Annotated in this window: 24 protein-coding genes; 8 read left to right on the top strand and 16 right to left on the bottom strand. The window is 37.7% G+C overall.

Annotation, left to right across the window (positions count from 1 at the left end; all coding sequences use genetic code 11):
- Positions 1-38: 38 nt before the first annotated feature.
- The 3 genes from JKA74_RS09265 to JKA74_RS09255 form a co-directional block, all read right to left on the bottom strand.
- Positions 39-662: a response regulator transcription factor gene (locus JKA74_RS09265; RefSeq protein WP_201430898.1), complete on the bottom strand. Its 624-nt coding sequence runs from the start codon at positions 660-662 to the stop codon at positions 39-41.
- A 19-nt stretch (positions 663-681) separates the two neighbouring features.
- Entirely contained in the window at positions 682-3,606 is a 2,925-nt protein-coding gene (locus tag JKA74_RS09260) for a ligand-binding sensor domain-containing protein (RefSeq protein WP_201430897.1), read from the bottom strand.
- 391 nt (positions 3,607-3,997) lie between these two features.
- Complete coding sequence (locus JKA74_RS09255; RefSeq protein WP_201430896.1) at positions 3,998-4,738, bottom strand: sensor histidine kinase; 741 nt, start codon at positions 4,736-4,738, stop codon at positions 3,998-4,000.
- Between the two features lie 354 nt (positions 4,739-5,092).
- On the opposite strand from JKA74_RS09255, the gene JKA74_RS09250 reads away from it, so the two are divergent.
- From JKA74_RS09250 to JKA74_RS09240, 3 genes are read left to right on the top strand one after another with little or no spacing between them, the layout of a single operon-like run.
- Complete coding sequence (locus JKA74_RS09250) at positions 5,093-5,713, top strand: RNA polymerase sigma factor (RefSeq protein WP_201430895.1); 621 nt, start codon at positions 5,093-5,095, stop codon at positions 5,711-5,713.
- Complete coding sequence (locus tag JKA74_RS09245) at positions 5,703-6,467, top strand: anti-sigma factor family protein (RefSeq protein WP_201430894.1); 765 nt, start codon at positions 5,703-5,705, stop codon at positions 6,465-6,467. Before JKA74_RS09250 ends, JKA74_RS09245 begins: the two co-directional genes overlap by 11 nt.
- Before the next feature lie 31 nt (positions 6,468-6,498).
- Positions 6,499-7,743 (top strand): hypothetical protein, encoded by a 1,245-nt coding sequence (locus tag JKA74_RS09240; protein WP_201430893.1) that lies wholly within the window; start codon positions 6,499-6,501, stop codon positions 7,741-7,743.
- A gap of 95 nt (positions 7,744-7,838) precedes the next feature.
- On the opposite strand, the gene JKA74_RS09235 is transcribed toward JKA74_RS09240, so the two are convergent.
- On the bottom strand, positions 7,839-8,063 hold the full coding sequence (locus JKA74_RS09235; RefSeq protein WP_236587642.1) for an SHOCT domain-containing protein: 225 nt from the start codon (positions 8,061-8,063) through the stop codon (positions 7,839-7,841).
- Between the two features lie 39 nt (positions 8,064-8,102).
- On the bottom strand, positions 8,103-8,603 hold the full coding sequence (locus JKA74_RS09230) for a hypothetical protein (protein WP_201430892.1): 501 nt from the start codon (positions 8,601-8,603) through the stop codon (positions 8,103-8,105).
- A gap of 235 nt (positions 8,604-8,838) precedes the next feature.
- On the opposite strand from JKA74_RS09230, the gene JKA74_RS09225 reads away from it, so the two are divergent.
- Positions 8,839-9,261 carry a secondary thiamine-phosphate synthase enzyme YjbQ gene (locus tag JKA74_RS09225; RefSeq protein WP_201430891.1) on the top strand — a complete coding sequence of 141 codons (423 nt, stop codon included), beginning with the start codon at positions 8,839-8,841 and terminating at the stop codon, positions 9,259-9,261.
- A gap of 50 nt (positions 9,262-9,311) precedes the next feature.
- Here JKA74_RS09225 and JKA74_RS09220 read toward each other — a convergent pair whose 3' ends face one another.
- The 4 genes from JKA74_RS09220 to JKA74_RS09205 form a co-directional block, all read right to left on the bottom strand.
- Positions 9,312-9,722, bottom strand: a complete 411-nt coding sequence (locus JKA74_RS09220) for a ribosomal maturation YjgA family protein (RefSeq protein ID WP_201430890.1) — start codon at positions 9,720-9,722, stop codon at positions 9,312-9,314.
- A gap of 152 nt (positions 9,723-9,874) precedes the next feature.
- Positions 9,875-10,591, bottom strand: coding sequence for a YqjF family protein (locus JKA74_RS09215; RefSeq protein WP_201430889.1), 717 nt, complete (start codon positions 10,589-10,591; stop codon positions 9,875-9,877).
- A gap of 22 nt (positions 10,592-10,613) precedes the next feature.
- On the bottom strand, positions 10,614-11,312 hold the full coding sequence (locus JKA74_RS09210; RefSeq protein WP_201430888.1) for a formylglycine-generating enzyme family protein: 699 nt from the start codon (positions 11,310-11,312) through the stop codon (positions 10,614-10,616).
- Positions 11,313-11,395: 83 nt separating this feature from the next.
- A complete protein-coding gene (locus JKA74_RS09205; RefSeq protein WP_201430887.1) occupies positions 11,396-12,799 on the bottom strand; it encodes a pyridoxal phosphate-dependent decarboxylase family protein in 1,404 nt (467 codons plus the stop codon).
- Between the two features lie 515 nt (positions 12,800-13,314).
- On the opposite strand from JKA74_RS09205, the gene JKA74_RS09200 reads away from it, so the two are divergent.
- Positions 13,315-14,268, top strand: coding sequence for an NAD(P)-dependent alcohol dehydrogenase (locus JKA74_RS09200; protein ID WP_201430886.1), 954 nt, complete (start codon positions 13,315-13,317; stop codon positions 14,266-14,268).
- Between the two features lie 98 nt (positions 14,269-14,366).
- Here JKA74_RS09200 and JKA74_RS09195 read toward each other — a convergent pair whose 3' ends face one another.
- The 6 genes from JKA74_RS09195 to JKA74_RS09170 form a co-directional block, all read right to left on the bottom strand.
- Positions 14,367-15,686, bottom strand: a complete 1,320-nt coding sequence (locus JKA74_RS09195) for a T9SS type A sorting domain-containing protein (protein ID WP_201430885.1) — start codon at positions 15,684-15,686, stop codon at positions 14,367-14,369.
- Positions 15,687-15,787: 101 nt separating this feature from the next.
- A complete protein-coding gene (locus tag JKA74_RS09190; RefSeq protein ID WP_201430884.1) occupies positions 15,788-16,633 on the bottom strand; it encodes a hypothetical protein in 846 nt (281 codons plus the stop codon).
- A 124-nt stretch (positions 16,634-16,757) separates the two neighbouring features.
- Positions 16,758-17,711 carry a bifunctional helix-turn-helix transcriptional regulator/GNAT family N-acetyltransferase gene (locus JKA74_RS09185; RefSeq protein ID WP_201431098.1) on the bottom strand — a complete coding sequence of 318 codons (954 nt, stop codon included), beginning with the start codon at positions 17,709-17,711 and terminating at the stop codon, positions 16,758-16,760.
- A 96-nt stretch (positions 17,712-17,807) separates the two neighbouring features.
- Positions 17,808-18,551, bottom strand: a complete 744-nt coding sequence (locus JKA74_RS09180; protein ID WP_201430883.1) for a hypothetical protein — start codon at positions 18,549-18,551, stop codon at positions 17,808-17,810.
- 162 nt (positions 18,552-18,713) lie between these two features.
- A complete protein-coding gene (gene lysS / locus JKA74_RS09175; protein ID WP_201430882.1) occupies positions 18,714-20,441 on the bottom strand; it encodes a lysine--tRNA ligase in 1,728 nt (575 codons plus the stop codon).
- A 215-nt stretch (positions 20,442-20,656) separates the two neighbouring features.
- On the bottom strand, positions 20,657-21,850 hold the full coding sequence (locus tag JKA74_RS09170; RefSeq protein ID WP_201430881.1) for a proline dehydrogenase family protein: 1,194 nt from the start codon (positions 21,848-21,850) through the stop codon (positions 20,657-20,659).
- A gap of 303 nt (positions 21,851-22,153) precedes the next feature.
- On the opposite strand from JKA74_RS09170, the gene JKA74_RS09165 reads away from it, so the two are divergent.
- The 3 genes from JKA74_RS09165 (at position 22,154) to aroB (ending at position 25,746) form a co-directional block, all read left to right on the top strand.
- Positions 22,154-23,224, top strand: coding sequence for a bifunctional 3-deoxy-7-phosphoheptulonate synthase/chorismate mutase type II (locus tag JKA74_RS09165; protein WP_201430880.1), 1,071 nt, complete (start codon positions 22,154-22,156; stop codon positions 23,222-23,224).
- 396 nt (positions 23,225-23,620) lie between these two features.
- On the top strand, positions 23,621-24,721 hold the full coding sequence (locus JKA74_RS09160) for a chorismate mutase (protein ID WP_201430879.1): 1,101 nt from the start codon (positions 23,621-23,623) through the stop codon (positions 24,719-24,721).
- Positions 24,718-25,746, top strand: a complete 1,029-nt coding sequence (gene aroB, locus JKA74_RS09155; protein ID WP_201430878.1) for a 3-dehydroquinate synthase — start codon at positions 24,718-24,720, stop codon at positions 25,744-25,746. The genes JKA74_RS09160 and aroB overlap by 4 nt, the downstream gene beginning before the upstream one ends.
- Here aroB and JKA74_RS09150 read toward each other — a convergent pair.
- Complete coding sequence (locus JKA74_RS09150) at positions 25,729-25,962, bottom strand: hypothetical protein (protein WP_201430877.1); 234 nt, start codon at positions 25,960-25,962, stop codon at positions 25,729-25,731. The genes aroB and JKA74_RS09150 overlap by 18 nt on opposite strands.
- Positions 25,963-26,000 lie beyond the last annotated feature (38 nt).

The raw sequence follows: 26,000 nt of genomic DNA, 5'->3' as shown, positions 1-26,000 counted from the left end.
TAGGACTACTTAAAAAGTCAGGCTCAATAAAAATTGCACTAAATCAAATGGTCTTTTCTGGCCTTGGAAATAGCTTCAGATTTAGAATTAACATTCAATTTTACATAAATATTTTTGATATGTGATCGTGCCGTTTCCTTACTGATAAAAAGCTCCTCTGAGATTTGCGTATAACTCTTTCCTTCTGCTATTAATTTCAGCACATCCGTTTCTCTAGGTGATAAAGGTGAGTTGGGATTCACATGAAAATTCTGAATCACCATACGGGCAATTTGGGAACTCATGGGAGCCCCGCCTTTACTAATTTCCTCAAGGGCCCGGATGATTTCCAGGTAATTGGCATTCTTAATAATGTAGCCTCCAGCTCCTGCTTTTAGTCCTTCAAACACCAGGTTAGAATCCTCATATACAGTCACTATTACACATTCCGTTTTGGGACTTTTCTCTTTAATTTGACGAATGGCCTCTATTCCATTCATTCCCGGTAATTCCAAATCTACCATGGCAATATCGGGTTTTGTTTTAGAGATTTCCTTTATGGCTTCTTCAGCGTCAGGATAAGTTTGATGCACAAAGAACTGATCTGATCCGTTAATGATGAGTTCAAAGCTGTAGCGCAAATCTTCCTGATCTTCTATGATGATAATTTTCTTCTTGAACATTGGCTTGCCTGATTAAATGTTATTTAATGATAATATTGATGTTAAAGCCTTCTGCGGGTTTGGCTTGAAAATTAAAAATAAAGCCTGAACGCGTAGCTCTTTGCTTCATGTTCTTCAAACCATTCCCTTTGCTTTGCCCTTCATTTATACAACCGTTCCCATCGTCTGAAACAGAAATTTTAGCCTCATTCCCAGGCAAGACTTCTATTTTTAAATCAACATTTTTAGCTTTCGCATGTTTGTATACATTCGTTAAGGCTTCTTTCATAATCAGACTCAAGTCTCTCCCGGCTTTGGCATTCATCACTATATGTTTTGCAGGCGCATTTTTATATGTCCTCAAATTCACATCGCTATTATCGAATAATTGCTCTGCAAAATCCCTTACATTGAAATATACCTCTTCCAGGTTATTATTTTCCTTCTTGAGTGACCAAATCATATCTTTAGTGGAAACAAACAAAGCACTGGCCGCTTTTTCAATTTTATCCACCACTTTGTTCTGTTCCTCTGCCAATCCCCACATCTTTAACACTCCGGATAAGTTAATGATTTTAGCCAGATGATTGCCCATTTCATCATGAAAATCAATGGCCATTTCTTTTCGTAAATCATTTTGGGCCTCTTCCCTCACCTTTGCCCACTGAAGTGTTTTTTGAGTTTTCACATGGGTTCTATAAGCAAAGTAAATAATGATCAACCCTATAAAAATAATGACTGCTACCAAGCGAAACCACGCAGTTCTGTAAAAAGGTGTAGTAACAATAAAACTGAGTTGCGCAGGTTCTCCAATTCTTTCTCCTGAGATGGATCTCCATACTTTAAAATGATATTCTCCCGCAGGCAGCTGTTTGTAAACAGCAAATTTCTCATTAACAGGTTTGCTTAATTCCGGATCATAACCATCCATCTGGTAAACAAAACTTAAGGACTGAGTGCCAAAATGAGCTGTGTTAAAGTGAATTTTCAAGCTGCCATGGCCATACGGAATGGCAATTTCTCCCTTATCATTTACTAACTTCTGAAAATCATCTGTAGAAGAAAAAGACAAAGGCTCCAGACGTTCTATATAAACAGGATAAAATTCTTTGGAATTTTGAGGCGATAAAATATCATAAGGGATGACAATAGCCCCTGCAATTGTACTCACCCAGGCCTCATTAGTCAACGCAATTATGCCATTAGAAAAAGTTTCTGCACCAGCCAACTGAGCAAATTCCCTCAATTGAAAACTTTTAAAATCATTTTCTGTGTTCACAATGTCAACCCCCAGACTACCTCCTACCCAAAGCCTGCCATTTATCTTTCTCAAAAAGTAAATAAAATTACTAGACAACCCATTTTGGTCGGTAAAATGATGGATTATTTTACTCTTAGTGAAATCATACAATACAACACCTCCTGGCGCATAGCCAATGGCGATTGTTTGGTTGTCAATATTCTCAATGGCTGTAATCGGCAAATCATCCACCTTTTTATTGATCTTCAACGCTTTAATTGAATCACCTTCCATTAAATAGAGTCCTCTTTCCGTACCAATCCATAAAGAGTCTCCGGATACAGCCATTGACCAAATAGTGGCATTATCTAATCCCTGTGTGGTATTGAAATTCCTGAAATTATTTCCATCAAATAAATAAAGTCCATTTCTTGAAGTACCAATGGCTAATTCATTTTTGTAATAAACAAGACTGAGAACAGGGGAAGACATATTTGGGTATGTGTCATATTCCCTGGAAAATGGATCCATTTTTACTAATCCCCGACCACTCCCGACCCACACCGAATCCCCATCAGGTAAAAAGCACCTGACAGCATTCCTGTATCGTTCCCCAAAATCTATTGAATCTATTTTCGCTCTTCTATTCCTATTGAATATATGGATTCCTTTATTAGTGCCACCTGCCCAAATTTCATCTCCAACAGTGGCATAACCAAAATAGCTACTCATCGCTCCATCTTCTTCAGATAAATTGATTTTAGATATCAATGGTTTGGAAAAATGATACAATCCATTTAATGCTCCAATCCACAGTCCATCCTTGGTTTTTAATACATCATAAATGGAAAAAGCCAGGTTTTGAGTGATGAGTTTAAATTCTTTATTTTCTTTTACGGTCTGGAAAAGTCCATTAATTGTGGCAAACCAAAAATAGCCTTCCCATTCCTCCAGATCAGTAACCCTGCTACTAAATGGTAAATGATAGGTTGAAATAATTTTAAAGTCATCATCTAACAACAACAGTTTATTCTCATTCTGAATCCACCAGCCCTCACTGGCAAGGTGGATGAAGGAAGGGCTGGTTTGGAAGCCTATATTTTGCATTAATGCTGAAAATGGCATCTGATGAATAACATGCAGCCTATTTTCAATAATTTTCAGTGAAACATAAAGATCCATGTTGAAAAGATGTAGAACATCTCCTTTTTGAATGACTTTAAAGCCAGGTTCCCGGCTGGGTAAGTTTAAGTTATCAAGAATTTCTCCCTTATTATTAATAAGGTTTAAGCTTCCCTTAAAGGAGATTGTCAAAACACCCGCATTCATGGGATACATGTGCTGGATTTGATCGCCCGCATAAGGATGATAATTGGACAAAGGTAATTGCTCAAACACATGCTGTGGGTTAATTTTGAATAATTTTCCGTTTGAAGCTCCCCAAAAAAAGCCTTCAACAGAAGGGGCAATATCTCTTATGATATCATATTTTACACTATCTGATAATGGTTGTAAGTCTTTTCCATCCCATCTGAAAACGCCTCCTCCTTCAGTTCCTACCCAGATGTAACCCCAATCATCTTGCTTTATAGTAGTGATTTGGCTATTTGACAAGCCATCCTCATAATTGATATGCTTTTTTATAAATTCCTGTGAGTAAACCGGTCTCCAGTAGAATAAGCCAAAGGCAAGGAATAGAACAATCAAAAGCTTATTTTTCGGCATCTCTCTTCTCCATTTTTTATTGAATATCGTACAAAACTCTTATAATTCACAACATTCTATATCCCTCATTCTGCGTGATATTAAGAAATAATATCCTCTACTATAATCCTTTTCAATTTTAAATACTCCTCCGTTCTCCTCTTCTCTCTTACAGTTTTAGTGAAGGTAGGTATAAAAAATTTCCCCGACTAAGGGGGATTTCAGCCATAAAAATAGCTTGTATGTTTGTAATGTTTAGGAAACATAAAAGCCCCGTTTAAAAAGTAGAATCTTCTTCAAAACTGTTCACTTCTTTGGGGCTTTTTTATTTTTTCATCTTTCTTTTTTTTAAACAGCATTCATAAACCATTAAATTGTTTCTTCCATATTCCATTGAACAGAATATACAAAATTATTTCTGTAAACTAAATATAAATTCGGTACCTCTCCCTGGTTCAGAGTGTACATTAAATGTTTCTCCCATTAGCTGCAAAGCATTCTTTACAGCGTATAAGCCCACACCATGTCCATTAGCAGAATGTTCTCCTTTTTGAAAAGGAAACATTAAACGCTCTATACTATCTTCATCCATACCAGGCCCATTATCTGAAAAAGAAATCATGTACTTATGGGCAAATTCCTTGATCACAATTTGCACCTTACAAATTCCTTTATCGGAATGGGAAATAGCATTGGTCAGTAAATTCCTGAAAATGGTTTGAAGCAAGGCTTTAGGAGCAGTCACCACAGGCCAAATTTCAGGCAACTGCAACATTAATTTCTTCTCCAATTGATCTGCCTCAACAATTTCCCGTACTAATTGTCCCAGGTAGATTTCGGAGGTAGGTGTCAATACATTGCCTACCGAAGCTTGAGCCAGCATGTCCTCCACAAAATCTTTCATATGATGTACAGTAAACCTTAATTTATCAAGAGTATGATTTTCATGATTTGGAAAATCAAAGTGCAACAGCTCAATAAGTCCCTCAATGGCATTCAGGGGAGATTTAAGATCATGTGCCGTCAGATAAGAAGCTTCCTTTAACATTTTGTTTTCATTTTTGAGTTGTGCCAATTGCCGCACACAATGTCCCTCTTTCTCAGGGCTTTCTCTTAATATATTTTTGTTCAATGGAAAATTTTCTATTTTCATTCTTTCATTTTTTTAAATAAGATTATCAATTTAACTTCTGACTCCATACTCAATTTTATTTTATCACTACAAGATTCAAGTCTACTAATAGATGCAAACTGAAGGTATTCGTTGCAATTAAGGGGTAGACAAAAAGTAGACATCCAAAAAATTCTGCAACCATGGTAAAATTCTCATGGAAACAAGCTTTTTTTAATTACAGAAAAACCGCCTTTTGCCTTAGCTAAAGTGGATAATTAGGTTTGTCTGCTACTCTCCCAACTCAAGTAGAAATATTAATTTCCCTGCTTTAGAACTTTTTTATCATTGGTTGCATCCTAGATTTAATTAAGTTTTTATATTGAATAGGTGAATATGTACGCGGTGCAAAAAGAAACATCATTGGATTTAATAGAATTGGCCCAAAGCGGTGATGGCCATGCGCAAGGTCAATTGGTAAAACTATGGTACCCGCGCATTTACAACTACGCCTATAAATATTTTGGAGATGGAGATTTGGCAAAGGAAGCCGCTCAGCAAACTTTTATTGCAATGCATGGCAATATTCAGAAGCTGAAGGACTGTTCCAAGTTTAAGTGGTGGATATATACTATTGTTGCCAATACTTGCAGACAAGAAAGCAGAAGGGGAAAAAGACATAAATGGCTGAGCTTTGATCAACTGTTACCTAAAAAGGAAGATGAGAACAGTCCGGCATGGGAGATCTCAACACCTCATCTTTCCAATCCTGAAAAAACTTATATGCAAACTGAGTTGGGGGCAATCCTGAAGAAGTGCATCAAAAAGCTGAATTACGATCAGCGTGAGGTACTCATTATGAAAGAATATGAGGGACTTAAGTTCAGGGAGATTGCCGAAATTTTAAAAGTGTCTGAAAACACGGTAAAATCCCGCTTGTATTATGCATTTGCGCAAATGAAAAAATTATTGGAAAAAGAAAATATCACTGAAAAGACTGTTAGCTATGAAGACTGAAGAATGGAAAGGGCAATTGATGGATTATCTCTATGATGAGATGGAAATCGAGGAAAGAAAAATCTTTGAAGCAGAATTGGCAAAGAATCCGGCTTTACGAAAGGAATTGGAAGCACTCCAACACGGACAGGCCATACTGAGCCAATTGAAAGATGAGGATGTAAGTGCACCTCCCTTTTTCAACGTCCATAAAAACGAAATAAAGTTACAACAATCCACTGGTTTAAAGTGGTTTATGGCAGTGGCTGCATCCCTTTTACTTTTGATGGTGGCCGGAAAATTCACCGGGCTGGAAATCAGCAATGCAGATGGCAAATTTCGTATGGCATTTGACCAGGAAAAACAGCTTGATGAAACCATTAGGGAACAGGAAGTGAAGGAATTGATTTCCAATGCACTGGTAAGTTACGAGGAAAAATTGGAGACCAAACGCACTGAAGAAATGGATAGTTTTATAGCCACCAACAGAGCTGAAAACAAGAAGTTGATCAACAACTACCTGAAGGCAATGGAAAATAGCAATGCAGAAATGATGCAAGCTTATTGGGAAGAAAGCAACCAACACCAAAAAGTCTACATGGAAAACCTGCTCACAGATTTTGCAGGCTATATGCAAAAACAACGCAAAGACGACATGGATTACCTGTTTGCTAAAATGGAACTGATGGAATCTGATAAAGATCTGTTTAAGCTGGAAACAGGACAAATTTTAAACACTTTGGCCAGCAACAATGGTCAGGAAACTGCTTATTAAAAATATTAAAAAACACTTAAATACTACAAAAATGAAAAAGTACATCATCATAATAGGCTTACTGTTTACTGCCAATATCTTATTGGCGCAGCAAGTGGATCAGCAAAAAATGGAAAAGGATCTGAAAGTAGCTCAAACCGTATTAAAAAGTCTGGTCAATGAAAACCAAAGAAGCCATTGGAACAATCATACGAATGGAGATGAAGCACAATACATAGAAGGTTTTGGGGTGATCTTAAACTTACCAGCCAACAACATGGTTTTCTACGAATTCAGTCCCGAATTACCTCCAATGCCTGATTTTTCTGAAGCTATTGTAAAAGGAATGGAAGCAGTAGAGAGATTGGAATTAATTATAGAAGAAGAAGAGGAGGAAGAAATAGATAATCAAGAACGGGAAGCAGAAAGGCAAGAGAGAAGAAAGGAATTACAAGAGCGTCAGCAGGAACTTGAGCAAAGAGCACATACTATTGCTAAACGTGCCAGGGCAAAAGTGATGAACACAGACAGCATTAGAGAAGTAAGACAGGAGCAAAAAATTGAAAGTATTAAAAGTTTTTTATTGGATTACGGCCACCTAATAAGCCAGGTAAAAGACGAGGAAAAAATATTGGTAATGGAGAAAGGCAACCATCATAGATTTTATTACAATTCGCAAGGAGTGGACGCCAGGAAGAGAGGGAAACTCTCAGCTGAAATAACTATGAAGGATATCAAAGCCTATCAGTCCGGTAAAATCGACAGAAAAGAAGCGGAAAGCCGAATTACCATAAATTTAGGAAATGAAGACAGTCCATTGGCCAAAGATTTAGCCTTATTGCAAAGCATTCTTCAAAGACTTTACCAATCGGATTTATCGGAAACCTATTATGTACAGTCCCCTATTTTTCATGAGCAAATAGAGGGGATGGGGGTCATCTTTTATATGGATATGGTTTCTTCTATACAAGCCGGAAAAGATTTATGGAGGGTTCCTACTCAACAAAAAGAAAGCCTGAACCAGCAGCAACGGGATGATCTGGTAAAAAAATTGTACCCACAATTTGAGGCTGAGCTGAAAGCCAACATCCTTGAATATGGTAAAAACATCACCAGCTTAAAAGACAATGAACAATTAATCTTCAAAGTGGCCATTACAAAATGTACCGATTGTGGTATTCCTGAAAACCTTGAGCTCCAAATCAATGGTAAGGTCCTAAAAGAGCTGAAATCAGGAAAGTTGGATGAAAAACAAGCTTTACAACAACTGAAAATAACCCAAGGGGAAATGCAATAAGCCATTTACTATAAACCCGCAAGGTTTCGGATAACCTTGCGGGTTTTAAACTAACAGTTGAATCTGACACTTCTGAAAGAATTTCATTTCTTAATTTATGACATTAAACCTTTCTTTCTTCTTTCATATTCTTCTTTATCAATCTCTCCTGATGCATATCTTTCCTTTAGAACATTTAAAGGAGTTTCTCCTTGGGTACGGCTACGTTTCTTTTTTTTATTGATCGCTTTCAAGACAAACCATACGATTAAAATAATGATTATAACGCCTAAAACCACTCCCCAGGTCATCCCCATTCCATTTCGTTCAAAGTTTTCCATAATGATAAAATTAGGTTCAAATAAAAAAGTCAAATCTGTTTAATTCTTATGATGATCACTGTCCATTTTTTGCGGATTCCTCATTTGATGGTCAATCGAATCCTCATCCTGCTTACTCTTCATCATTTGCATCATTTGCTGGCGCATTTCAGGATCCTCATACATCATATTGTGCATTTGATGGTGCATAACTGAATCCCTTTTCATCATATTTCTCATGTTACGCATCATCTGCTGCTTCATTTCAGGGTTATGCTCCATCATCATCTGCATTTGCTCCTGATTATACACATGGCTCATCATTTGCATATTGGACTTCATCCAATCCATTGACTGCTCATTCTGGCTCATCTCATTCATAAAGTCATTAAATAGCCCTCTGTCATTCAAAATTTGCTGGTATACGTTTTTCTTGAGCTGTTCATTTTGCTTCAAATCCACTTGCTGAGCTGAGGCAAAGGTTATATTGCCTATAAGAATAATAGCTATTAAGAGGATTCCTCGAAAAACGGTAAGTGATTGTTGGTGATAACGCTGCATGATAACAATTAGGATTTACATATGTACTTAATCTCCTTTCTTATTATCACGCTGATAAAGAAATTTTGGTTAGCATTTAGGGAAGTATTTTAGGCAAGGCCCAAGCAATCAAAGTCGAGCTATTCATATCCAAACCAGTTCATAACAACACATAAAATCGAGCAAGGGTTAACTTTAGATGATTAGCTTTCGTTCGATAAGGAATTAATTCCTTAGTAAACTGATCTAAAAACTTATGCAAGTAGAACAAGTAAGCTTCCAATTGAAGCCCTATCCAAGAGGTTTTCATCTTATTGAGCAGGAAATTGAAAAGCATATGCCTCAACTAAGGCATTTTAGTGCCGGAATTGTACATATTTTCATCCACCACACTTCTGCGGGTTTAACATTAAACGAAAATGCTGACCCTACTGTAAGAGGTGATTTTGAGCGCCATTTCAATAAAATGGTGCCTGAAAATGCCGCTTATTTTGAGCATACACAGGAAGGGCCGGATGATATGCCCGCACATATAAAGTCATCATTATTAGGAAGTTCAGTAAGTGTGCCGCTTGCCAAAGGCAAGCTACTTACCGGCACCTGGCAGGGCGTTTATCTTTGTGAGCACCGAAATAATGCCTCGGGAAGGAAACTGACCATTACTGTAATGGGGGGATAAGGTTGGGTTACTAAATACAACTGTGAATATACTAATTTTTATAGCAGAAATTAGTAGTATTTCCTGCTAATTCCGGCCCCGGGCTTCAAAATAAAAAAATCAGCAAGCCAGGCGATAATTATCCCGAAGAAGTATCGTAACAAATCTACCCATAAAAACCCTTTCCCTAAAACCAGCCCTCCCAGGGTGGTGTGTCTTAGGCTTATTATCCAATCTGCTTGGTAGAGCTGACTCAATTCAATGAAAAAACTGAAGGCTAAGCCAGCAACAAAAGCCCATGCCAAGCTTTTGTTAATAAAAAAGCAGCGAAAACCGAAATATACCATGGCTGCCCAGAGGAAATCCCCACTGTTATCTGCTATAAAGAACGGAAGCTGATTGGAGAATTTTCTGGAGCAAATGCCCAGAATTATAATTACCAATACTATAACAGCATATTTGATTCTATTCTTCCTTATCATTAAAATCAATTAGTGAGTTCATTAGTATTCTCTCAAACTGAATACTTATATATATATGACAAATATAACATGAAAGCCGCTTACACAAAGTTCCTAATAAAGGATGCAAAGTGGATAATTTTGAATCCGGGATTTTACGAGAGAAAATAAGTTTACATCCTCTCCTTACCCCATGCAAGTACTTTTACTCCTTCTGAATAATGCATTTTATCCGGAGTATTGTTTAACAAGCTTCCAAAGCGGGAATAGTTAATATCACTATTCTCCAATGCTAAACTTTTTAGCGGCCATTCCAAATGATGAATCTCAAATTGATTGATCGCACTGGTCGAATCCTGAAAAAGGGCATATCTTTCAGTCAGCCAATTATCCAATAAACTTTTCTCAGCTATTTCTTCCCCTACCGTAAATTTTACATTCAAGCTGTCATTAAATTCCCGATTGGCAGATTGACAGCGATTGTCACCTCTTTCTATCCTGGAAAAACGATAGGGCAATTCTGAAAATAGTTTGGCTATTTTACAGGACAAACGCTTTCCACCTTCTATACTTAAAAAGTAAACTCCTGTTTTTACACCTGATTTTATATAGGTTCTAATGTTGATTTCCTCAAAATTTGAAATGGGAGCAAAGGCTGGCAAATTTCTAGGACGTATTTTCTCCATTCTGAAAGCCACTATAGAAACCCATGGCTTCCCCTCAAAAAGATCAATTTCTAAATCTCCGGGTACAAATTCTCTTAATTCTTCGTAGTCAACCTGCCAATGAAGAAATATTGCATTGTTCCATTCCTGATAATATTTCCAGCTCCCTTTTGGCAGATTCCATGGCCGGTGTGCCGTAGTATTTAATAAATTGCGAATTTTCATTTCTTTAAATAGAAGGTTTATACTACCCCAAATTTTTGGCTAACCTAAATCCCAGGTCATCAATTTTAAACGAAGTTGGATGGCTACGCCTCCTGTTTGTTGCCATACAACCTCTGGCCTCATCGCACCAGCCTCCACCTCGGAAAATACGGTAGGAACCATACACTGTCTCATCATAAATATCAGAACACCACTCCCACACATTGCCCAACATATCAAATAATCCCCATTCATTGGGTTCTTTTGTTCCTACTTCATGAGTCCTTCCGTCTGAATTTTCTTTATACCAGGCAATCTCATCAATCTCACCATATCTAATTCCTGTTGTACCGGCCTTACAAGCATATTCCCATTCTGCTTCAGTAGGTAAGCGATATCCATTCGCTTTTGGATCAAAGGAAATGTTTTCGTCTTCAGTATTAAAATGATAACAAACTTCTAAACCAGCCTTTTCAGAAAGCAGGTTGCAAAAGCTTATGGCGTCTTTCCAGGATACATTTTCTACAGGATTTTGTTCTCCTTTAATAGAAGCCGGGGACTCTTTGGTAATTTCAAAATACAGCTCCTGACTTACAGGAAATTTAGCCATTAAAAATGGTTTGAGAGCTACTTTCCACTTGTGCTTAATCCGATCATCCCTTAGCTCAATTTCCCCGCCCGGTATTTCTACCATTTGGTCATTTATTGCTTTAAGGAAGGCTATTGGTAAGTCTTTATTCATTAACTGTAGTTTATTGGCTGCTTTATTTGGGTGATTTAATTCAGTTGTACCAGTACTTGTCCAATTGTTTCCATCTCGATCCCTTACTCTATTTGCATTAGTTTATTCATTTCTGCAAACACAAGTTCAATGTCTTTTGAATTTGTTCTCCAATTAACAAAAGAAGCTCTTATTCCATTTTTTCCTTTATAAATAGTGGGAGTCATAAATACTTTTCCTGTTTCATTTAACCCTTTCAAAAAATCAAATACTTTATCCTGGTTTTCGTCCCCCGCTAATGTAAAACAAATATTATTGAGTCGTACAGGTGCCAACAATTCAAATGATTTATGCGCTTCAATATATCCTCCTAACAGCTGTGCCATTTCCACTGAATTTTCCACGATCTCCTGGTAACCTTTTCTCCCGTAGGCTTTCAGCGAAAACCAGGTCGGCAAAGCTTTTAAACGTCTTGAGTTTTCCGGCAAAAAGTTAAGATAATTAAAATTGTCAAATGGGTCACCCAAATAAGGTGCATTGGAATTCTGAAAGGTTTCTACCTGTAAAAGCTTATATTGGTCTTTCACAAGAAAAACCGCACTTTCATAAGGCACATTTAACCATTTATGACAATCTACAGTAATGCTATCTGCATTTTCCCATCCCTTCATTAGGTGTTTATATTTGGGAGAACAAGCGGCAAATGCACCAAATGCTCCATCAATATGCCACCAAAAATTATGTTTTTCCTTAAGTTTTGAGATCGCTTCAAAATCATCAAAATCCACTGTATTGACTGTTCCTCCACTACTGATAAGGATAAATGGCTGCCCATTGAGCTCGTTGATTTGTCTTTCCAAATCCTCAATATCAGTACTTTCACGGTTCCCCTCCATTACCTTTAGCTTATTAATATTATTACTCCCAATCCCCAACATTGAAAGCGATTTTACAGCAGACGAATGAGGTAAAGCACTAAGGATTTTGATATCCCCGGACACACCCTCTTTCGCAAAATCTTTCCCCATTTCCTTCCCTATCCATTGCCTTGCTACAGCAAGACAAGTGAAATTAGACATTGTAGCGCCTGTGACAAACCCACCAAAGAAATCATTTGGCAAGTTGAAAAGATCTAAAAGCAATTTTATCGTTTCAACCTCAATAGTTGCTGAAACATCTCCTTGTCCTTTGGTTGTTTGAGTGTTTTGGTCATACACTGAAGTGAGCCAATCGCCTGCTATGGAAGCCGGAGTTGAACCACCTGTTACAAATCCCCAGTACCTTGGGCCACTGGAGCCCACTATTAGAGATTCAAATTTTTCGTTAAACAATTGTAAGGTGTCAGTTCCGCCTAAACCAACCTCATTAAGACTTTCCTCTTCCTTGATTAGCGATTTTGTTGAAGTGGGGCGGTCACCAATTTGTGCCAGAAATTCAAGTCCCTGAAGTTTTACTGCGTCCAAAAGTTCGGCAAGCTTTGTTAGATCGTCTTGTAATTGTTTGTTCATCTATTCTTAATTTTTGTAGGCCTTATTAACGTAAGTATTTTCGTTTTGTGGTAAGCCTTAAATGTTAAATCCTCTAATAGTCAAATTTTAATCTTTAACAGACTAAATTTAATCCTTCTACAATCAGAAGCAAAACACAGCTTCTTACCTCTATTTCCTCAAGAGCTATAGCTTGAATCATAAGTTCAATATTCACTCCCCTTTTCACCATTCTTCCACTCTTTTTTTTCCGAACAATAACACCCAAAGCATCGTATTTTTAATGAAGAGACATAGGTTTTAAATTCCTTCAATCTATTTTTAACAGACACCTTAAATTCAGCATTTAAAAAGTTGGTGTTGGGCATTTAATTTTTACATAAGGAATTAAAATTCCTCGCACATAAAATCATCTATCATGAAATGAGCATAAATTTTAGAATCCTTAACATACCAACCGAGGATGAATAAAATTTATTGAATTACATAGCCTGCCCCGACTTATCGGGGTGATCACTGACAATAAACTTATACACATGAAAGCTGTTTATATCAAGCGTTATGGATCTGCAGACGAATTAAAAATTGGTGACTTCACTCAACCTAAGGTGAATGAAAAAGATGTACTAGTGAAAATACATGCCTCCGCTGTAAACCCGGTGGACTGGAAATTGCGGCAAGGCAATCTCAAATTTGTTACAAGTTTTAAGTTTCCGATGAAATTAGGGAAAGATTTTGCGGGGGAAGTAGTTGAGACAGGTACAGCAGTCACCCTATTTAAAGCAGGGGATCGGGTATGGGGACAGTTAGGCGGTACAAACGGAGGAGCTTATGCAGAATTTGTAGCAGCACCCGAGAAAAGCATGGGCATAATGCCCAGAAATCTTAGCTATAAAGAGGCTGCTTCCATTCCTTTAGCTGGACTTACGGCATTTCAATCGTTATACAACAAAGCCTCTGTAAAAAAAGGTGATAAAGTGTTAATTAATGGTGCCTCCGGTGGTGTAGGCACTTTAGCTGTGCAAATTGCCGCAGCCCTGGGAGCAGAAGTAACAGGGGTTTGTAGTGGTAAAAATACCGAATTTGTTAAAACCCTGGGTGCTACCCATACCATTAATTATAAGGAGGAAGATTTCAGTAAGAGTGACAAAAAATATGATGTTATTCTGGAATTCGTGGGCAATGTCAGTTTTGGAGAATGCAAGAAAGTGCTTGCTGCCCATGGGACTTACGTTACTGCCAATCCTAAACCTCTAGGTTTCTTGCCCGGATATGTATCCTCCTTTTTTTCTAAAAAGCAACAGAAACTAATTGTGGTGAAACCTTCCATTGAAGAGCTTAACTTCTTAAAAGCATTGGTAGAAGATGGTCAGCTTAAGCCCGTTATCGACAGCACCTACAGTTTAGCTGATATTGCCGAAGCACATCGCTATAGTGAAAAAGGGCACAGTCGAGGGAAAATAGTTATTGAGGTTGTTAAGGAAGGATAATTCAAAAAGAAATTAAACTATTTTACGACTATACAGGATGCTAAAAAAACTTCCACATCTACAGAATCCTTTTCTGCTTCTCTGCTTGGGCTATGTTCTTATTGTTTGATTAGCTTTCTTTGTTCTGTTTCTCCTGATTCAAACTGAATATCCAAATAATACATTCCACTGGATAGGTGATCCACTTTAATAATTTTATTTGTGCCGGTAAAAACAAGCTTTCCAGTGCTGCTGCTTATTTTTATTTGTCTGATTTGATCCTCTGAATCAATTTTAATTATATCCTTTACTGGATTCGGATAAATAAAAGTTGTCATTACTATTTCATTATGGCCAGTTATTGTATTTCCCCTTTCAAGAAACCATGGGTCAGCATCAAAACGATCATATATTGAATTCATATCGGGATCAGCATAAACTACAACAAAAGAGATATCCCCGTTTTCTGTCAATGTAGGTTCTCCAACTCCTGCTGAATTTCCTGCACTTAATACCAATTGTGGGTCTCCCCAACTGTACCAGTCATTATCAATCAATTGCTCTGCCCTAAAAATAGCTAATTTACCATCAGTATGAAATGAGGAATAATAGAGAAACCAATTGTCTGTATGTAAATCCTTATGTAAAAATGGCTGATGTTCTTTTTGAATTGTATTTATGGAGTTTAGGTTTGATGGGGAATTCCATGTAGCTCCATTATCATTACTTTCTGAAAACCAAATATCAATATCTCCTTTCCCCCCTGGCAAATTATCGCTATCAAAAAATAAAATGAGATTGTTATTATCTATCCTTACCAAATGAGGGTTGTCTTCATTGTTCAAAGTGTTGATCGGAAAAGGCATTGGTGCACCAGTACCTGAAGGGTTTTTGGAAGTGTTTTTAATAAGCCAAATATCAGTATTGTTTGTGGCGTTATCATTACTTGTAAAAACCATAAACTCCACCAAAGTGGAGTTAGCCGTAAAAGATGGAGATGGGGCACCTTCACTATAAAATACTCTTGCCATATCTGATAAAGTCCATGAGCTAAATGGATCCATGACTGTATTTCTCTGAGCGTATAGGATATCAGAGTGTAACCATTCAGTGGCACCAATTGGATTGGTTAGTAAATCCATTCCAAAGGTAGGAGCCCCTCTTAAATATTGTGCGCTAAAATCATTAGGCAAATCTCCATTTAATACAAAAGAAAGAAGGTCGATTGGTACATAAGTACAATATAAATTTAAACCATCTTCTGAAATGTGCACCCCGTCTTCCCAGCCTCTAGTGGAAAGTGCTTGCCTGTAAACAGTATCATATTCATGAGGTAGTTCTATCACCGGAGATATTTCTGCTTTTATAGATTCCCAGTTTTGCCCGTAAGAAAACCCATATGAGAGAAGAGTTGTTAATAGTAAGATTATCTTTCGCATTATATTTAATGTTTAGTAATATCAGACTCCCATGGCTCTGACCCTGACATTTCTATGATGGTGCAAAACGGTAGATGACAGTGGACTTCAAATAATCTCCCTTAGAAATCAAACTGCTTATTTATAGTTTCTCCAACAATAACAGATTGTTGATTATCTAAAAGATTAAAATCAATTTTGAAAGAAATAAGAGCAGGTTGCTGGCAGTTCACCTTACTTACTTGTGGCCCTAAGATTTGAAAGCCATTGCTTGGAGACAAATCAGCCATTCTATAAAGTGGCTGAACATCTACAACTGAATTAGTAGCATCCAAAATGCTAACTTCCGCTATTTCTATTTTAAATGACTTTGAGCCGTTATATCCTGTGTTATCATCGAATAATTGATCAAACCCAAACTCATCTTCAAAATATGACCCATATGTAAGGTTCTTGACCCTGTATGTGAACTGACTTCCAAAATCGCAAACACTGGAATTAGAACCACTCTGTTCCCCTACAGAATACAACTCATAGTCACAAACCGGAGGGAAAACACTTATTTCAGCAAAATTTTCCAGCATTTGGTCATCAGCTCCCTGAACAGAAGCCGTAATCTTTACTTTGATTTCAGACCCACATATCTGAATCACATTGATTCTTTCCCCTTGTTCCTTTCTGTTGATATCCGGAGTATAAGTATTTCCCTGCCCACGGCCACTACTGCTGCCTTGGAAACCATAGTTTTCCTCATATTGAAAAGTAACATCATTGGGATCAATTATCTCGCCATTTCCATCAAGCACTTCCCATTGTATTGTATAATGAAATTGATCAACATCAATTGCCTCCAGGTTTCTAATCGTTATTGGACCCTCATACTCGCTTGGCTCATCCTCGAAAAGCTCATCGCATGACGTTACCATAAAACAACAAAGTATTATCGGAATAAATAGCAATTTTTTCATTGAGAGTCAAGTATAAGAACCCATGAAAAATAAGCATAAATAATGAAAAAAAAGCATCTTACAGATTGTAATATTCTAATCTTAAAGTCTCTCGATTTAAATTCAAGTTCCCACCACCTGTAAATTATTCAATTATCAGTTCCATCTGGATATTGCAACGTTCATAAGGAGTTATCTTTCCAACTACCTTTTGAAATCCTAATTTGTGATAAAGATTGATAGCAGGTTTTAACACCGTATTGCTTTCTAAATAGATTTTAGAAGCATTTAACACTTTCGCCTTGTTAATAATGGCTTGACCTATTAGAAACCCTATATTTTTACCTTGTGCTTTCGGTGAAACTGCCATTTTAGCTAATTCAAAATCATATTCACTGTTTTCCATTTTGATTAATGCACATACGCCCACCGGCTCTCCTTTGTATAAAGCAACTAATATATGGCCTCCTCTCTCAAGAATATAACTATCAGGATTATCAAGTGCTTTATAGTCAGATTCTTCCATTTTAAAATAAGCAGAGATCCATTCCTCATTTAAGGATTTAAAGACGGAGCGATATTGGGGCTCATAATCAATAATTTTAACGTCTGCGGATTCTCTTTCTTTTTTGCGCTCTGTTACCCTTTTCAGTAAATTCTTTTGGTTTAAGAGATATTCCCACTCTTCAATTGCATTCCACAAGTCAGAATGAGTTTGTGACAATACTTCTTCAATCACAACATTTACATCTTTATACTGATCTTCTATTTTAGCAGTCATCTCTTTACCTTTATCAGATAATGCAATGATATTTCTCCGCTTATCTGTCTGGTCTTTCTTTTCAACAACGATGCCTTTCCTGATCATTTCTCTCACTATTTTACTCACGGAAGGTTGAGAATGGCCTATTTCTGTTGCAATGGTTGTAATGGTTTTTTCTTCCCCGTGCGAGAGCATATAAAAAACCGGGAACCATTTCGGCTGCAAATCAATACCATAAAGTCTGTAGACATGAAAAGCTTCTTCTGCTATTTGATCACTAAGTCTGCGGAGGCGGCTTCCTAAAGCCACTTTTCCAATTTGATTGTATATATTCATCACTAATTACATAATTGATTATGTAATATAGCTAAAAAATATGAAATGGTACTCTTTACTAAAAAAATCTTCGTGAAATAGTAATCTTACATTTTCTTAAAACTGTAAGATCAAGCCCACTACTGCGTAGTCAATCCAGGTAAAATTGTACACTTCGTCAATATTGGCTCCTCCCTCCAACAAGCGATAACCCGCCTTGGCAGAAATTTCCTCAGTCAATAATATTCTGCCTCCGAGAAATAAATCAAAAGCCCTGCCCGGTCCGCCAGCCAAACCATCTCCTTCAAAATATATACTATAATCAGAAAACTGATATTCTGCAAAAGCATGTAATAATGGAACAAAACCCAGGTCATCTTTACGATCAGAAAGTCCTGCATCATTTTCAAGACTGACGCTGGCATCCCTTATTTTAGCAGTAAAACCTAATCCTACTATCCAATTCTCATTTCTTATAAAGTCTCTGCGGTAGGTAAGCCTGTAGCTGTTAAATTTATAAAATCCATCAATATTTTGTCCTTCCCCAAAAGTTGATTCCTGAAAATTGATATCATAAGGAGCCTTTCCTGTATAATTAAGAGACAGGGGAGCGTAAAGCAGTATCAGGTGGTTTTTATCATAAAAAGTAAATCCTACCCTTGCCCGAAAGGGTATAACAGGTCCTTCCAGTTCAAAATCATCGGTAAAATTAAACAATGTCCCCTGTTCGTTGGGTATGCGTACTTTATTATAATTTTCGAAAGCTAAGCCAGATTCTACATCAATAGTCCATTGAGCTATCGAAGGATATGAAAACACGATTAAAAGAAGTAGAGCAAAACAAGATAGTTTATAATTCATAGGTTCTGTATAAGTGTTTAATTTGATAACGCTTATACAAACTCTTAGGTTAAGCTAAATTGCCAGGAAATGACGCAAATGATATCCTCAGCCACTGCAAAAAAAAGCCGGCTTTCACCGGCTTCTCAATTTCAACATTATCCTCTAATAATTCAGCTATACTTAGCTCACCCATACTTTCACCTCATCGGGTGTTACAGTAGGTAGATCAAGTTTCATTTTTTTCTTTAAGCCACTGATTTCATGATGTAGCTTGGTATGCTTGCTAGCTTTCAGTTGCTCAATAGTTTGAATACCTGCTTCCATAATAACCGGCACCCATTCCTGCGGTACACCAGCTGCTACAAAGTCGGCCGCTGTGGTTACCTTGGCCATTTTCTCAGCCTTCATCTGCGGGAAGAACAACACATCCTGAATAGAATTGCTGTTGGTCATAATCATGGCTAACCTGTCAATCCCTATTCCTAAACCTGCTGTTGGCGGCATACCATATTCCAAAGCACGCAGGAAGTCTTCATCCAATACCATAGCTTCATCATCTCCTCTTTTGCCTAATTCCAACTGTTCTTCAAAACGCTGACGCTGGTCAATAGGATCGTTGAGCTCAGAGAATGCATTACAAATCTCTTTACCATTACAAATGGCTTCAAATCGCTCTACCAGACCTTCTTTAGTCGGATGCTTTTTAGCCAACGGAGACATTTCAATTGGATAATCAGTGATAAAGGTTGGCTGAATCAGCTGGCCTTCACATTTCTCTCCAAAAATTTCATCTATCAATTTGCCTTTACCCATTGATTCATCTACAGGCACATGCAATTGCTTGGCCGTTGCCCTCAACTCCTCTTCATTCATTTCTGAAATATCAACACCTGTAAAATGCTCAATGGCTTCATACATAGTATAACGTTTCCATGGTCTCTGGAAATTGATCATATTTTTACCTACCTGCACTTCTGTGGTTCCGTGAATATCCATGGCTACTTTCTCTACCATTTCCTCCACTAAATCCATCATCCACTGGTAGTCTTTGTAAGCTACATATAATTCAACTTGCGTAAATTCCGGATTATGAAAGCGGGACATTCCTTCATTCCTGAAATCTTTGGCAAATTCAAAAACGCCATCAAAACCACCTACTATTAATCTTTTCAGGTACAATTCATTGGCAATACGCAGATACAAAGTCATGTCCAGCGTATTATGGTGCGTTTTAAAAGGCCTTGCAGCTGCTCCACCATATAATGGTTGTAGAATAGGCGTTTCAACCTCAAGGTAACCTCTGCCGTCAAGAAACTGCCGCATAGAATTCACTAGCTTCGATCGTTTTTTGAAAGTCTCACGCACTTCCGGATTAACTATCAAATCCACATAACGCTGACGATAACGCTGCTCAGCATCTGTAAAAGCATCATATCTTTTAATATTCCCCGCATCATCTTTTACCTCCTTGGTAATAGGCAACGGACGCAAAGATTTAGACAATACAGTCAGCTCTGTTACATGAATAGAAATTTCACCCACCTGTGTAGTGAATACATAACCTTTAACGCCTATGATGTCTCCGATATCAAGGTGCTTTTTAAATACCGTATTGTATAAGTCTTTATTTTCATCAGGGCAGATTTCATCTCTGCTCACATACAACTGGACACGGCCTGTGCTATCCTGAATTTCAGCAAATGAGGCTTTCCCCATGATCCTCTTACTCATTAAGCGACCGGCAATGCTGATGTTTTTATAATCAATTTTATTGGTTTCGTAATTCTTTTTAATGTCTTTGGCACTTACATTGATTTCAAATGTCTCTGCCGGGTAGGGATTGATCCCCATATTTTGTAATTCTTCCCTGCTTTTCCTTCTCTCTAATTCCTGTTCGCTTAATTGCATCTTACTGTGATTTTTATTTTATAGAACCCTTGCTGGAATTCATATTGTTTTGGAAACTGCAAATTTAATATTTTATTATCAATATTCAGGCATGTACACCTCTTCACTATCCACCAAATGCTATTAAGTTAAGTTTTAATTTAAACCTCAACCTTGCATCCTTCTCCGGAGGGAGAAGGAAATTTATCCTAACTTAATAGCATTGACTATACACCTTACTTCTGTTTTCGGGCTTCTTTTCTTCGCTGCAATTCTTCTTTGATCATCAAAAACTCCCTGCTGCTTTGCCCGGCCATGGCAGTGTTTTCCTCTGCTCTTCTAAATAAATAAGGCATTACTGCTTTTACAGGACCATAGGGCACATATTTGGCCACATTATATCCTTTGTCAGCCAGGTTAAAGGAAATATTATCGCTCATACCATATAACTGAGCTGAATAAACCCGCTCATCATTAGGTGCCAATCCGGCTTTTTCCATTTGCACAGTTAAAAAGTAGTTACTGTATTGATTATGGGAACCGGAGCATAAAGCAATATTCTCAATATTTTCTATACAATATTCCAATGCCGTATTATAATCCAGATCAGTTGCTGTTTTAGATGGCTGAATAGGATTGGGATAGCCTTTTCTCTCAGCTCTTTCTGCTTCTTTTTCCATATAAGCACCTCTTACTAATTTCACGCCAAGGTGGTATCCTTCTTTTGTAGCATTTTTATGAGCTTCTTTTAAATTATCCATCATATCCCATCGGTACATTTGAAAGGTATTATAGACAATGACTTTCTCTTTATTGTACTTGCTCATCATGTCATAGACGATTTCATCTACGGTTTTCTGAATCCAGCTTTCTTCTGCATCCACAAATAACCTTACATTTTTTTTGTAAGCAAATTCGCATATGGCTTCAATTCTTTGTTTGCTAGCCTCAAAACTAATGTGCTCCTTATCAGTAAGTTTAACTTTGTTTTGCACTTTTTCAAACACATTGGTCATGGCAATTCCTGTGATTTTAAAAACACAAAAAGGAATATTGGAATCTCCTGCCGACCTTTCTATTGTTCGCAGGATTTCCTGTGTAGTCTCCTCAAACCCTCTGTCTGTATCTGCCCCTTCAATCGAATAATCCAAAATAGAGCCGATATTATATTTAGCCAATTCATCAATCGTGCCCTGGCTGTCATCAATATCCACACCTCCGCAAAACTGATCGTAAATGGTATTACGTATTAATCCCGAAATGGGCAACCTTAAAGCAAAACCCAGTTTGACTGATAACTTACCCAAATTCACCAACCATCTTCTGTTCATAACAGAAAACAACAAATAGGCTTTTCTTAATTGCTTGTCTGATTTTGAAGAGAAAGCAATGGATACATTTTCAAATATGGGATTAGTAGTAACTTCCATGGTAACAGCGGTTAAAAATGCAAATATAGGTAATGAAAAATTAGATTTTTACCATATTTGGCACAGATTTTACAAATACTTTTATAACAAGTTTCAAACTCTATCTTCCTCTAATTTCACAGATAAATTGCTTCAGAAAACTGATAAAAGTAAGTTTAAATAGTAAGAGAAATCATCCTTTTCATCCATTCCAGCTTGATCCTTGTCATTTCTCCCAAGTAACATTAAGCTGCATATTTTATTAAACAGCCTGCTAAGCATTTTGTTAAATCTGTCTAAATTGCAGCGAATTAAAAAATTGATATGGAAATCAAACAGTGGTACGAGGGTGAAAAGCCGTGGATCATAGCAGGTCCATGCAGTGCAGAAACTGAAGAACAAATGATGGAAACAGTGGAAGGGCTGGTGAATCAGGGCATTACCACCATCAGGGCAGGAATATGGAAACCCAGAACCCGCCCCAACAGTTTTGAAGGTGTAGGCAAAAAAGCTTTTCCATGGATTAAGAAAGCCAAAGAAATCTTTAAGGTTCAATTTGCTATTGAAGTAGCTTCCGCTCAGCATGTGGAAATGGCGCTGGAAAATGATATTGATATCTTATGGGTTGGCGCCCGCACCACTGTAAATCCATTCAATGTACAGGAAATAGCCGATGCCCTGAAAAATGCAACCGATAAAACTGTATTTGTAAAAAACCCCATTAATCCCGATTTAAACTTATGGATTGGAGCTTTGGAAAGATTTCATCAGGCCGGCATCACAAAATTAGGAGCCATTCACAGAGGTTTTTCTACTTATCAGGAAAGTATTTACCGCAATATTCCGCTATGGCAAATCCCCATCGACCTGAAATCCAGGTACCCGGAATTGTTATTGATTTGTGACCCAAGCCATATTGCAGGCAAAAGAGACCTTCTATTTGAAATTGCCCAAAAAGCGATGAACCTGAGGTACGATGGCTTGATCATAGAATCCCACAGAGATCCGGCTGCAGCCTGGAGTGATGCTGCTCAACAGCTGACTCCTGCCAACCTGAGAGTGTTGTTGGATAAATTGCAAATTAGGGATTTGACCTTTCCCAGTGAAAAATTTCAAAATGAACTGGATCATTTCAGAGATGAGATTGATGAAACCGATAAGGAATTACTGGAAGTACTGGCAAGAAGATTGGAATTAGTAAAAAAAGTAGGTACTTATAAAAAAGATAAAAACGTGGCTATTTTCCAGTTAGAGCGCTGGAACACTATTTTGCAGAACCGACCTGAGTGGGGCAATCAACTTAACCTAAATCCTGAATTTGTGAAAACCTTATACCAGGCAATACACGATGAGTCTATCAGGATTCAAACGGATATTTACCATGAGGGTGAATAATGGCAGCTATTATAGGCGATTCTCTTAGGTCATTTCCTCTGCTATCCCAAACCTCTCATTTCTATGTCGAAAGAATGATAGGCTGCAAAAGTTTGGAAAGCTAAGGAAAACCATGCAATCTCAATAGCGCAATTAAAAAAACAAGAATTTTATTTTGTTTTAAAAAACTAGTGATTACATTTAAGGCATGTTAAATCTACAAGGACGATTTTATTTTTACTTTTATTTTATCCCGCTTCTGCGAGTCGGCCCTTGTATTACTATGTAATTAAATAATTTAAATCATACACAAGCCCGATTCGAAAGAGTCGGGCTTTTTTTTTGTATTCTCCGAAGCCCAAAAAGCGAAGGAGGATGCCTCTTTTAAAATTGAAACAGAACTTAAAACATCAAAAAATGAAAACGCTAAAAATGAAAGATTGGGGCCTGGGCCTGGGGAAACATGTGGTAATAGCCGGTCCCTGTAGTGTGGAAACAGAAAAACAACTGGACGACCTCTGCAACAGCTTTGAAAGGGAGCCACAAATAGGCATGTTCCGTGGTGGGGTCTGGAAACCTCGTACCCGGCCGGGTAATTTCGAAGGACTTGGTGATACCGCTTTGCCATGGCTACAAGAGGTCAGGAATCGATTGAAAATCCCTGTTTGCATTGAAGTCGCCAATGCGGCCCATGTGGAAGCTGCCCTGAAACATCAGATTGATGTACTATGGATTGGTGCCCGAACAACTGTTAATCCATTCTCTGTACAGGAAATAGCGGACTCCCTCAGAGGTGTTGACATCCCCGTCATGGTTAAAAACCCAATCAATCCGGATTTGGCACTTTGGGTAGGCGCACTGGAAAGAATGCATGATGCCGGCCTCAACAAACTAGCAGCCATCCACAGGGGCTTTGCCGATCCCTATGATAAGATCTACAGAAACAAGCCCAACTGGAACCTGGCCATGCAGTTAAAACTGGAATTACCTGATATTGAGATTATTAATGACCCCAGCCATATCGGTGGCAAATGGGAAATGATCAAGGATATTTCCCAGCGTGCTTTGAACTTCGGGATGGACGGATTGATGATTGAAACACACCCCAATCCTAAGGAAGCATGGAGTGATGCCAGACAGCAGGTAACCCCTGAACAACTCCTGACCATTTTAAAAGAAATCTCATTTAAGGAGAAAATTGATCTGGAAGCTGAAATCCCATCAAACTTAAAAGAAATGCGAAATGCCATAGATCATATTGACCAAAAATTAATAGATTTATTGTCTGATAGGTTTCATGTGATCGACCAGGTGGGAGCTTACAAAAAAGCCCATCAGTTAGCTGTTTACCAGGGTGACCGCTGGAAAAATGTTTTGCAAAACAGAATTGACTTGGGCAAACAAAAAGACATGAGCGAAAAATTTATGAAAAGTTTTTTGGTGGCCATACATGATGAATCCATCAAACGACAGGAAAAACAAATGGCCTTGGAAAAAGAAGTAGCAAAAACTATATGAGTGAACTATATTTTAGCGAGATTAAAGAGATTAAAGCGGTTTTATCAAAAATCAAGCATACACAATTATTCGTATTGGTTGATAACGAAACTGAAAAACATTGCTATTCTTTACTAAAGCCTTATTTAGGGACTCATGTATTAATAAGTGTACCAAATGGGGAAACAAATAAGACTTTGGCAACTTGTACACTTATTTGGGAAATACTTACAAAACATGAAGCGGATAGAAATGCTTTATTAATCAATCTGGGTGGTGGAGTGATTACTGATATGGGTGGGTTTTGTGCCGGAACCTATAAACGCGGGATCAATTTCATCAATATCCCCACAACCTTGCTTTCACAAGTGGATGCCAGCGTTGGTGGGAAAACAGGTGTGGATTTTGAAGGGTACAAAAATCATATTGGCTTATTCTATGAACCTCTATGTGTGATGATAGATACGGTGTTCCATCATACACTGCCCGATAATCAATTGCTTTCAGGCTTTGCAGAAATGCTTAAGCATGGGCTGATCGCTGATATGGATCACTGGAAGGCTCTGAAAGAAGCGGGGTATAGTAACATCAATGTAGAATTGATAAAGCATTCCGTGACGATCAAAGAAAAGGTGGTGAAAGCAGATCCTACAGAAAAGGGATTGAGAAAAATACTTAATTTTGGACATACTATTGGCCATGCCATCGAATCTTATTGTTTAACAAACCAGCAAGAACTATTGCATGGGGAAGCAGTCGCATGGGGAATGGTTGCAGAAGCCTACTTATCCAACAAAAAGGGAATGCTTGGGAAATCGGATCAGGAGGAAATTGAAGAATATATTAGGGCAGCCTATAAAATTCCGGAAATCGAGAAAACCTCATATCCTAAGATTTTGAGGCTTTGCAAACAAGATAAGAAGAATCAAAGTGGTGAGGTATTTATGAGCTTATTGGAGAAGCCGGGAAAAGCAACTTTTAATATTTCAGTGGATGAAGTACTAATCCTGAAAGCCCTTGACCATACCTTAAAACTTAAGTTTTGATTTAAATTTTCTGGCAATGTCCATTTCAGAATCACCTAATTCATTAATCCAATCTATACCGGCACTTGAATTGGATTTAGTTTTAAGGTTTTTTAAAGTGTTTGCCAAAGATTGACAAACTTTTCTGCCATTTTCAGTTTTAAAAAAAACACTTGCTGCGGCTGTTGTGGCAACACCAGCCAGAAACGAGAATAAAGATTTGCTTGAGGTGCTCATAATATATTAGATTGAATTATTTGTAAAATAACGCAATC

This window comes from Marivirga aurantiaca (assembly GCF_016679925.1).
Lineage (GTDB): Bacteria > Bacteroidota > Bacteroidia > Cytophagales > Cyclobacteriaceae > Marivirga > Marivirga aurantiaca.
This window is presented reverse-complemented; position numbering and strand designations above follow the sequence as displayed.

Coding starts and splice junctions, on each gene's coding strand:
- JKA74_RS09210 (WP_201430888.1), bottom strand. CDS start 11,312: ATGAATAAAGACTTACCAATAGCCTTCCTTAAAGCAATAAATGACCAA.
- JKA74_RS09170 (WP_201430881.1), bottom strand. CDS start 21,850: ATGGAAGTTACTACTAATCCCATATTTGAAAATGTATCCATTGCTTTC.
- JKA74_RS09160 (WP_201430879.1), top strand. CDS start 23,621: ATGAAAACGCTAAAAATGAAAGATTGGGGCCTGGGCCTGGGGAAACAT.
- JKA74_RS09265 (WP_201430898.1), bottom strand. CDS start 662: ATGTTCAAGAAGAAAATTATCATCATAGAAGATCAGGAAGATTTGCGC.
- JKA74_RS09200 (WP_201430886.1), top strand. CDS start 13,315: ATGAAAGCTGTTTATATCAAGCGTTATGGATCTGCAGACGAATTAAAA.
- JKA74_RS09235 (WP_236587642.1), bottom strand. CDS start 8,063: ATGGAAAACTTTGAACGAAATGGAATGGGGATGACCTGGGGAGTGGTT.
- lysS (WP_201430882.1), bottom strand. CDS start 20,441: ATGCAATTAAGCGAACAGGAATTAGAGAGAAGGAAAAGCAGGGAAGAA.
- JKA74_RS09220 (WP_201430890.1), bottom strand. CDS start 9,722: ATGATAAGGAAGAATAGAATCAAATATGCTGTTATAGTATTGGTAATT.
- JKA74_RS09260 (WP_201430897.1), bottom strand. CDS start 3,606: ATGCCGAAAAATAAGCTTTTGATTGTTCTATTCCTTGCCTTTGGCTTA.
- JKA74_RS09250 (WP_201430895.1), top strand. CDS start 5,093: ATGTACGCGGTGCAAAAAGAAACATCATTGGATTTAATAGAATTGGCC.
- JKA74_RS09255 (WP_201430896.1), bottom strand. CDS start 4,738: ATGAAAATAGAAAATTTTCCATTGAACAAAAATATATTAAGAGAAAGC.
- JKA74_RS09195 (WP_201430885.1), bottom strand. CDS start 15,686: ATGCGAAAGATAATCTTACTATTAACAACTCTTCTCTCATATGGGTTT.
- JKA74_RS09180 (WP_201430883.1), bottom strand. CDS start 18,551: ATGAATTATAAACTATCTTGTTTTGCTCTACTTCTTTTAATCGTGTTT.
- JKA74_RS09230 (WP_201430892.1), bottom strand. CDS start 8,603: ATGCAGCGTTATCACCAACAATCACTTACCGTTTTTCGAGGAATCCTC.
- JKA74_RS09215 (WP_201430889.1), bottom strand. CDS start 10,591: ATGAAAATTCGCAATTTATTAAATACTACGGCACACCGGCCATGGAAT.
- JKA74_RS09150 (WP_201430877.1), bottom strand. CDS start 25,962: ATGAGCACCTCAAGCAAATCTTTATTCTCGTTTCTGGCTGGTGTTGCC.
- JKA74_RS09165 (WP_201430880.1), top strand. CDS start 22,154: ATGGAAATCAAACAGTGGTACGAGGGTGAAAAGCCGTGGATCATAGCA.
- JKA74_RS09240 (WP_201430893.1), top strand. CDS start 6,499: ATGAAAAAGTACATCATCATAATAGGCTTACTGTTTACTGCCAATATC.
- JKA74_RS09205 (WP_201430887.1), bottom strand. CDS start 12,799: ATGAACAAACAATTACAAGACGATCTAACAAAGCTTGCCGAACTTTTG.
- JKA74_RS09225 (WP_201430891.1), top strand. CDS start 8,839: ATGCAAGTAGAACAAGTAAGCTTCCAATTGAAGCCCTATCCAAGAGGT.
- JKA74_RS09185 (WP_201431098.1), bottom strand. CDS start 17,711: ATGAATATATACAATCAAATTGGAAAAGTGGCTTTAGGAAGCCGCCTC.
- JKA74_RS09190 (WP_201430884.1), bottom strand. CDS start 16,633: ATGAAAAAATTGCTATTTATTCCGATAATACTTTGTTGTTTTATGGTA.
- aroB (WP_201430878.1), top strand. CDS start 24,718: ATGAGTGAACTATATTTTAGCGAGATTAAAGAGATTAAAGCGGTTTTA.
- JKA74_RS09245 (WP_201430894.1), top strand. CDS start 5,703: ATGAAGACTGAAGAATGGAAAGGGCAATTGATGGATTATCTCTATGAT.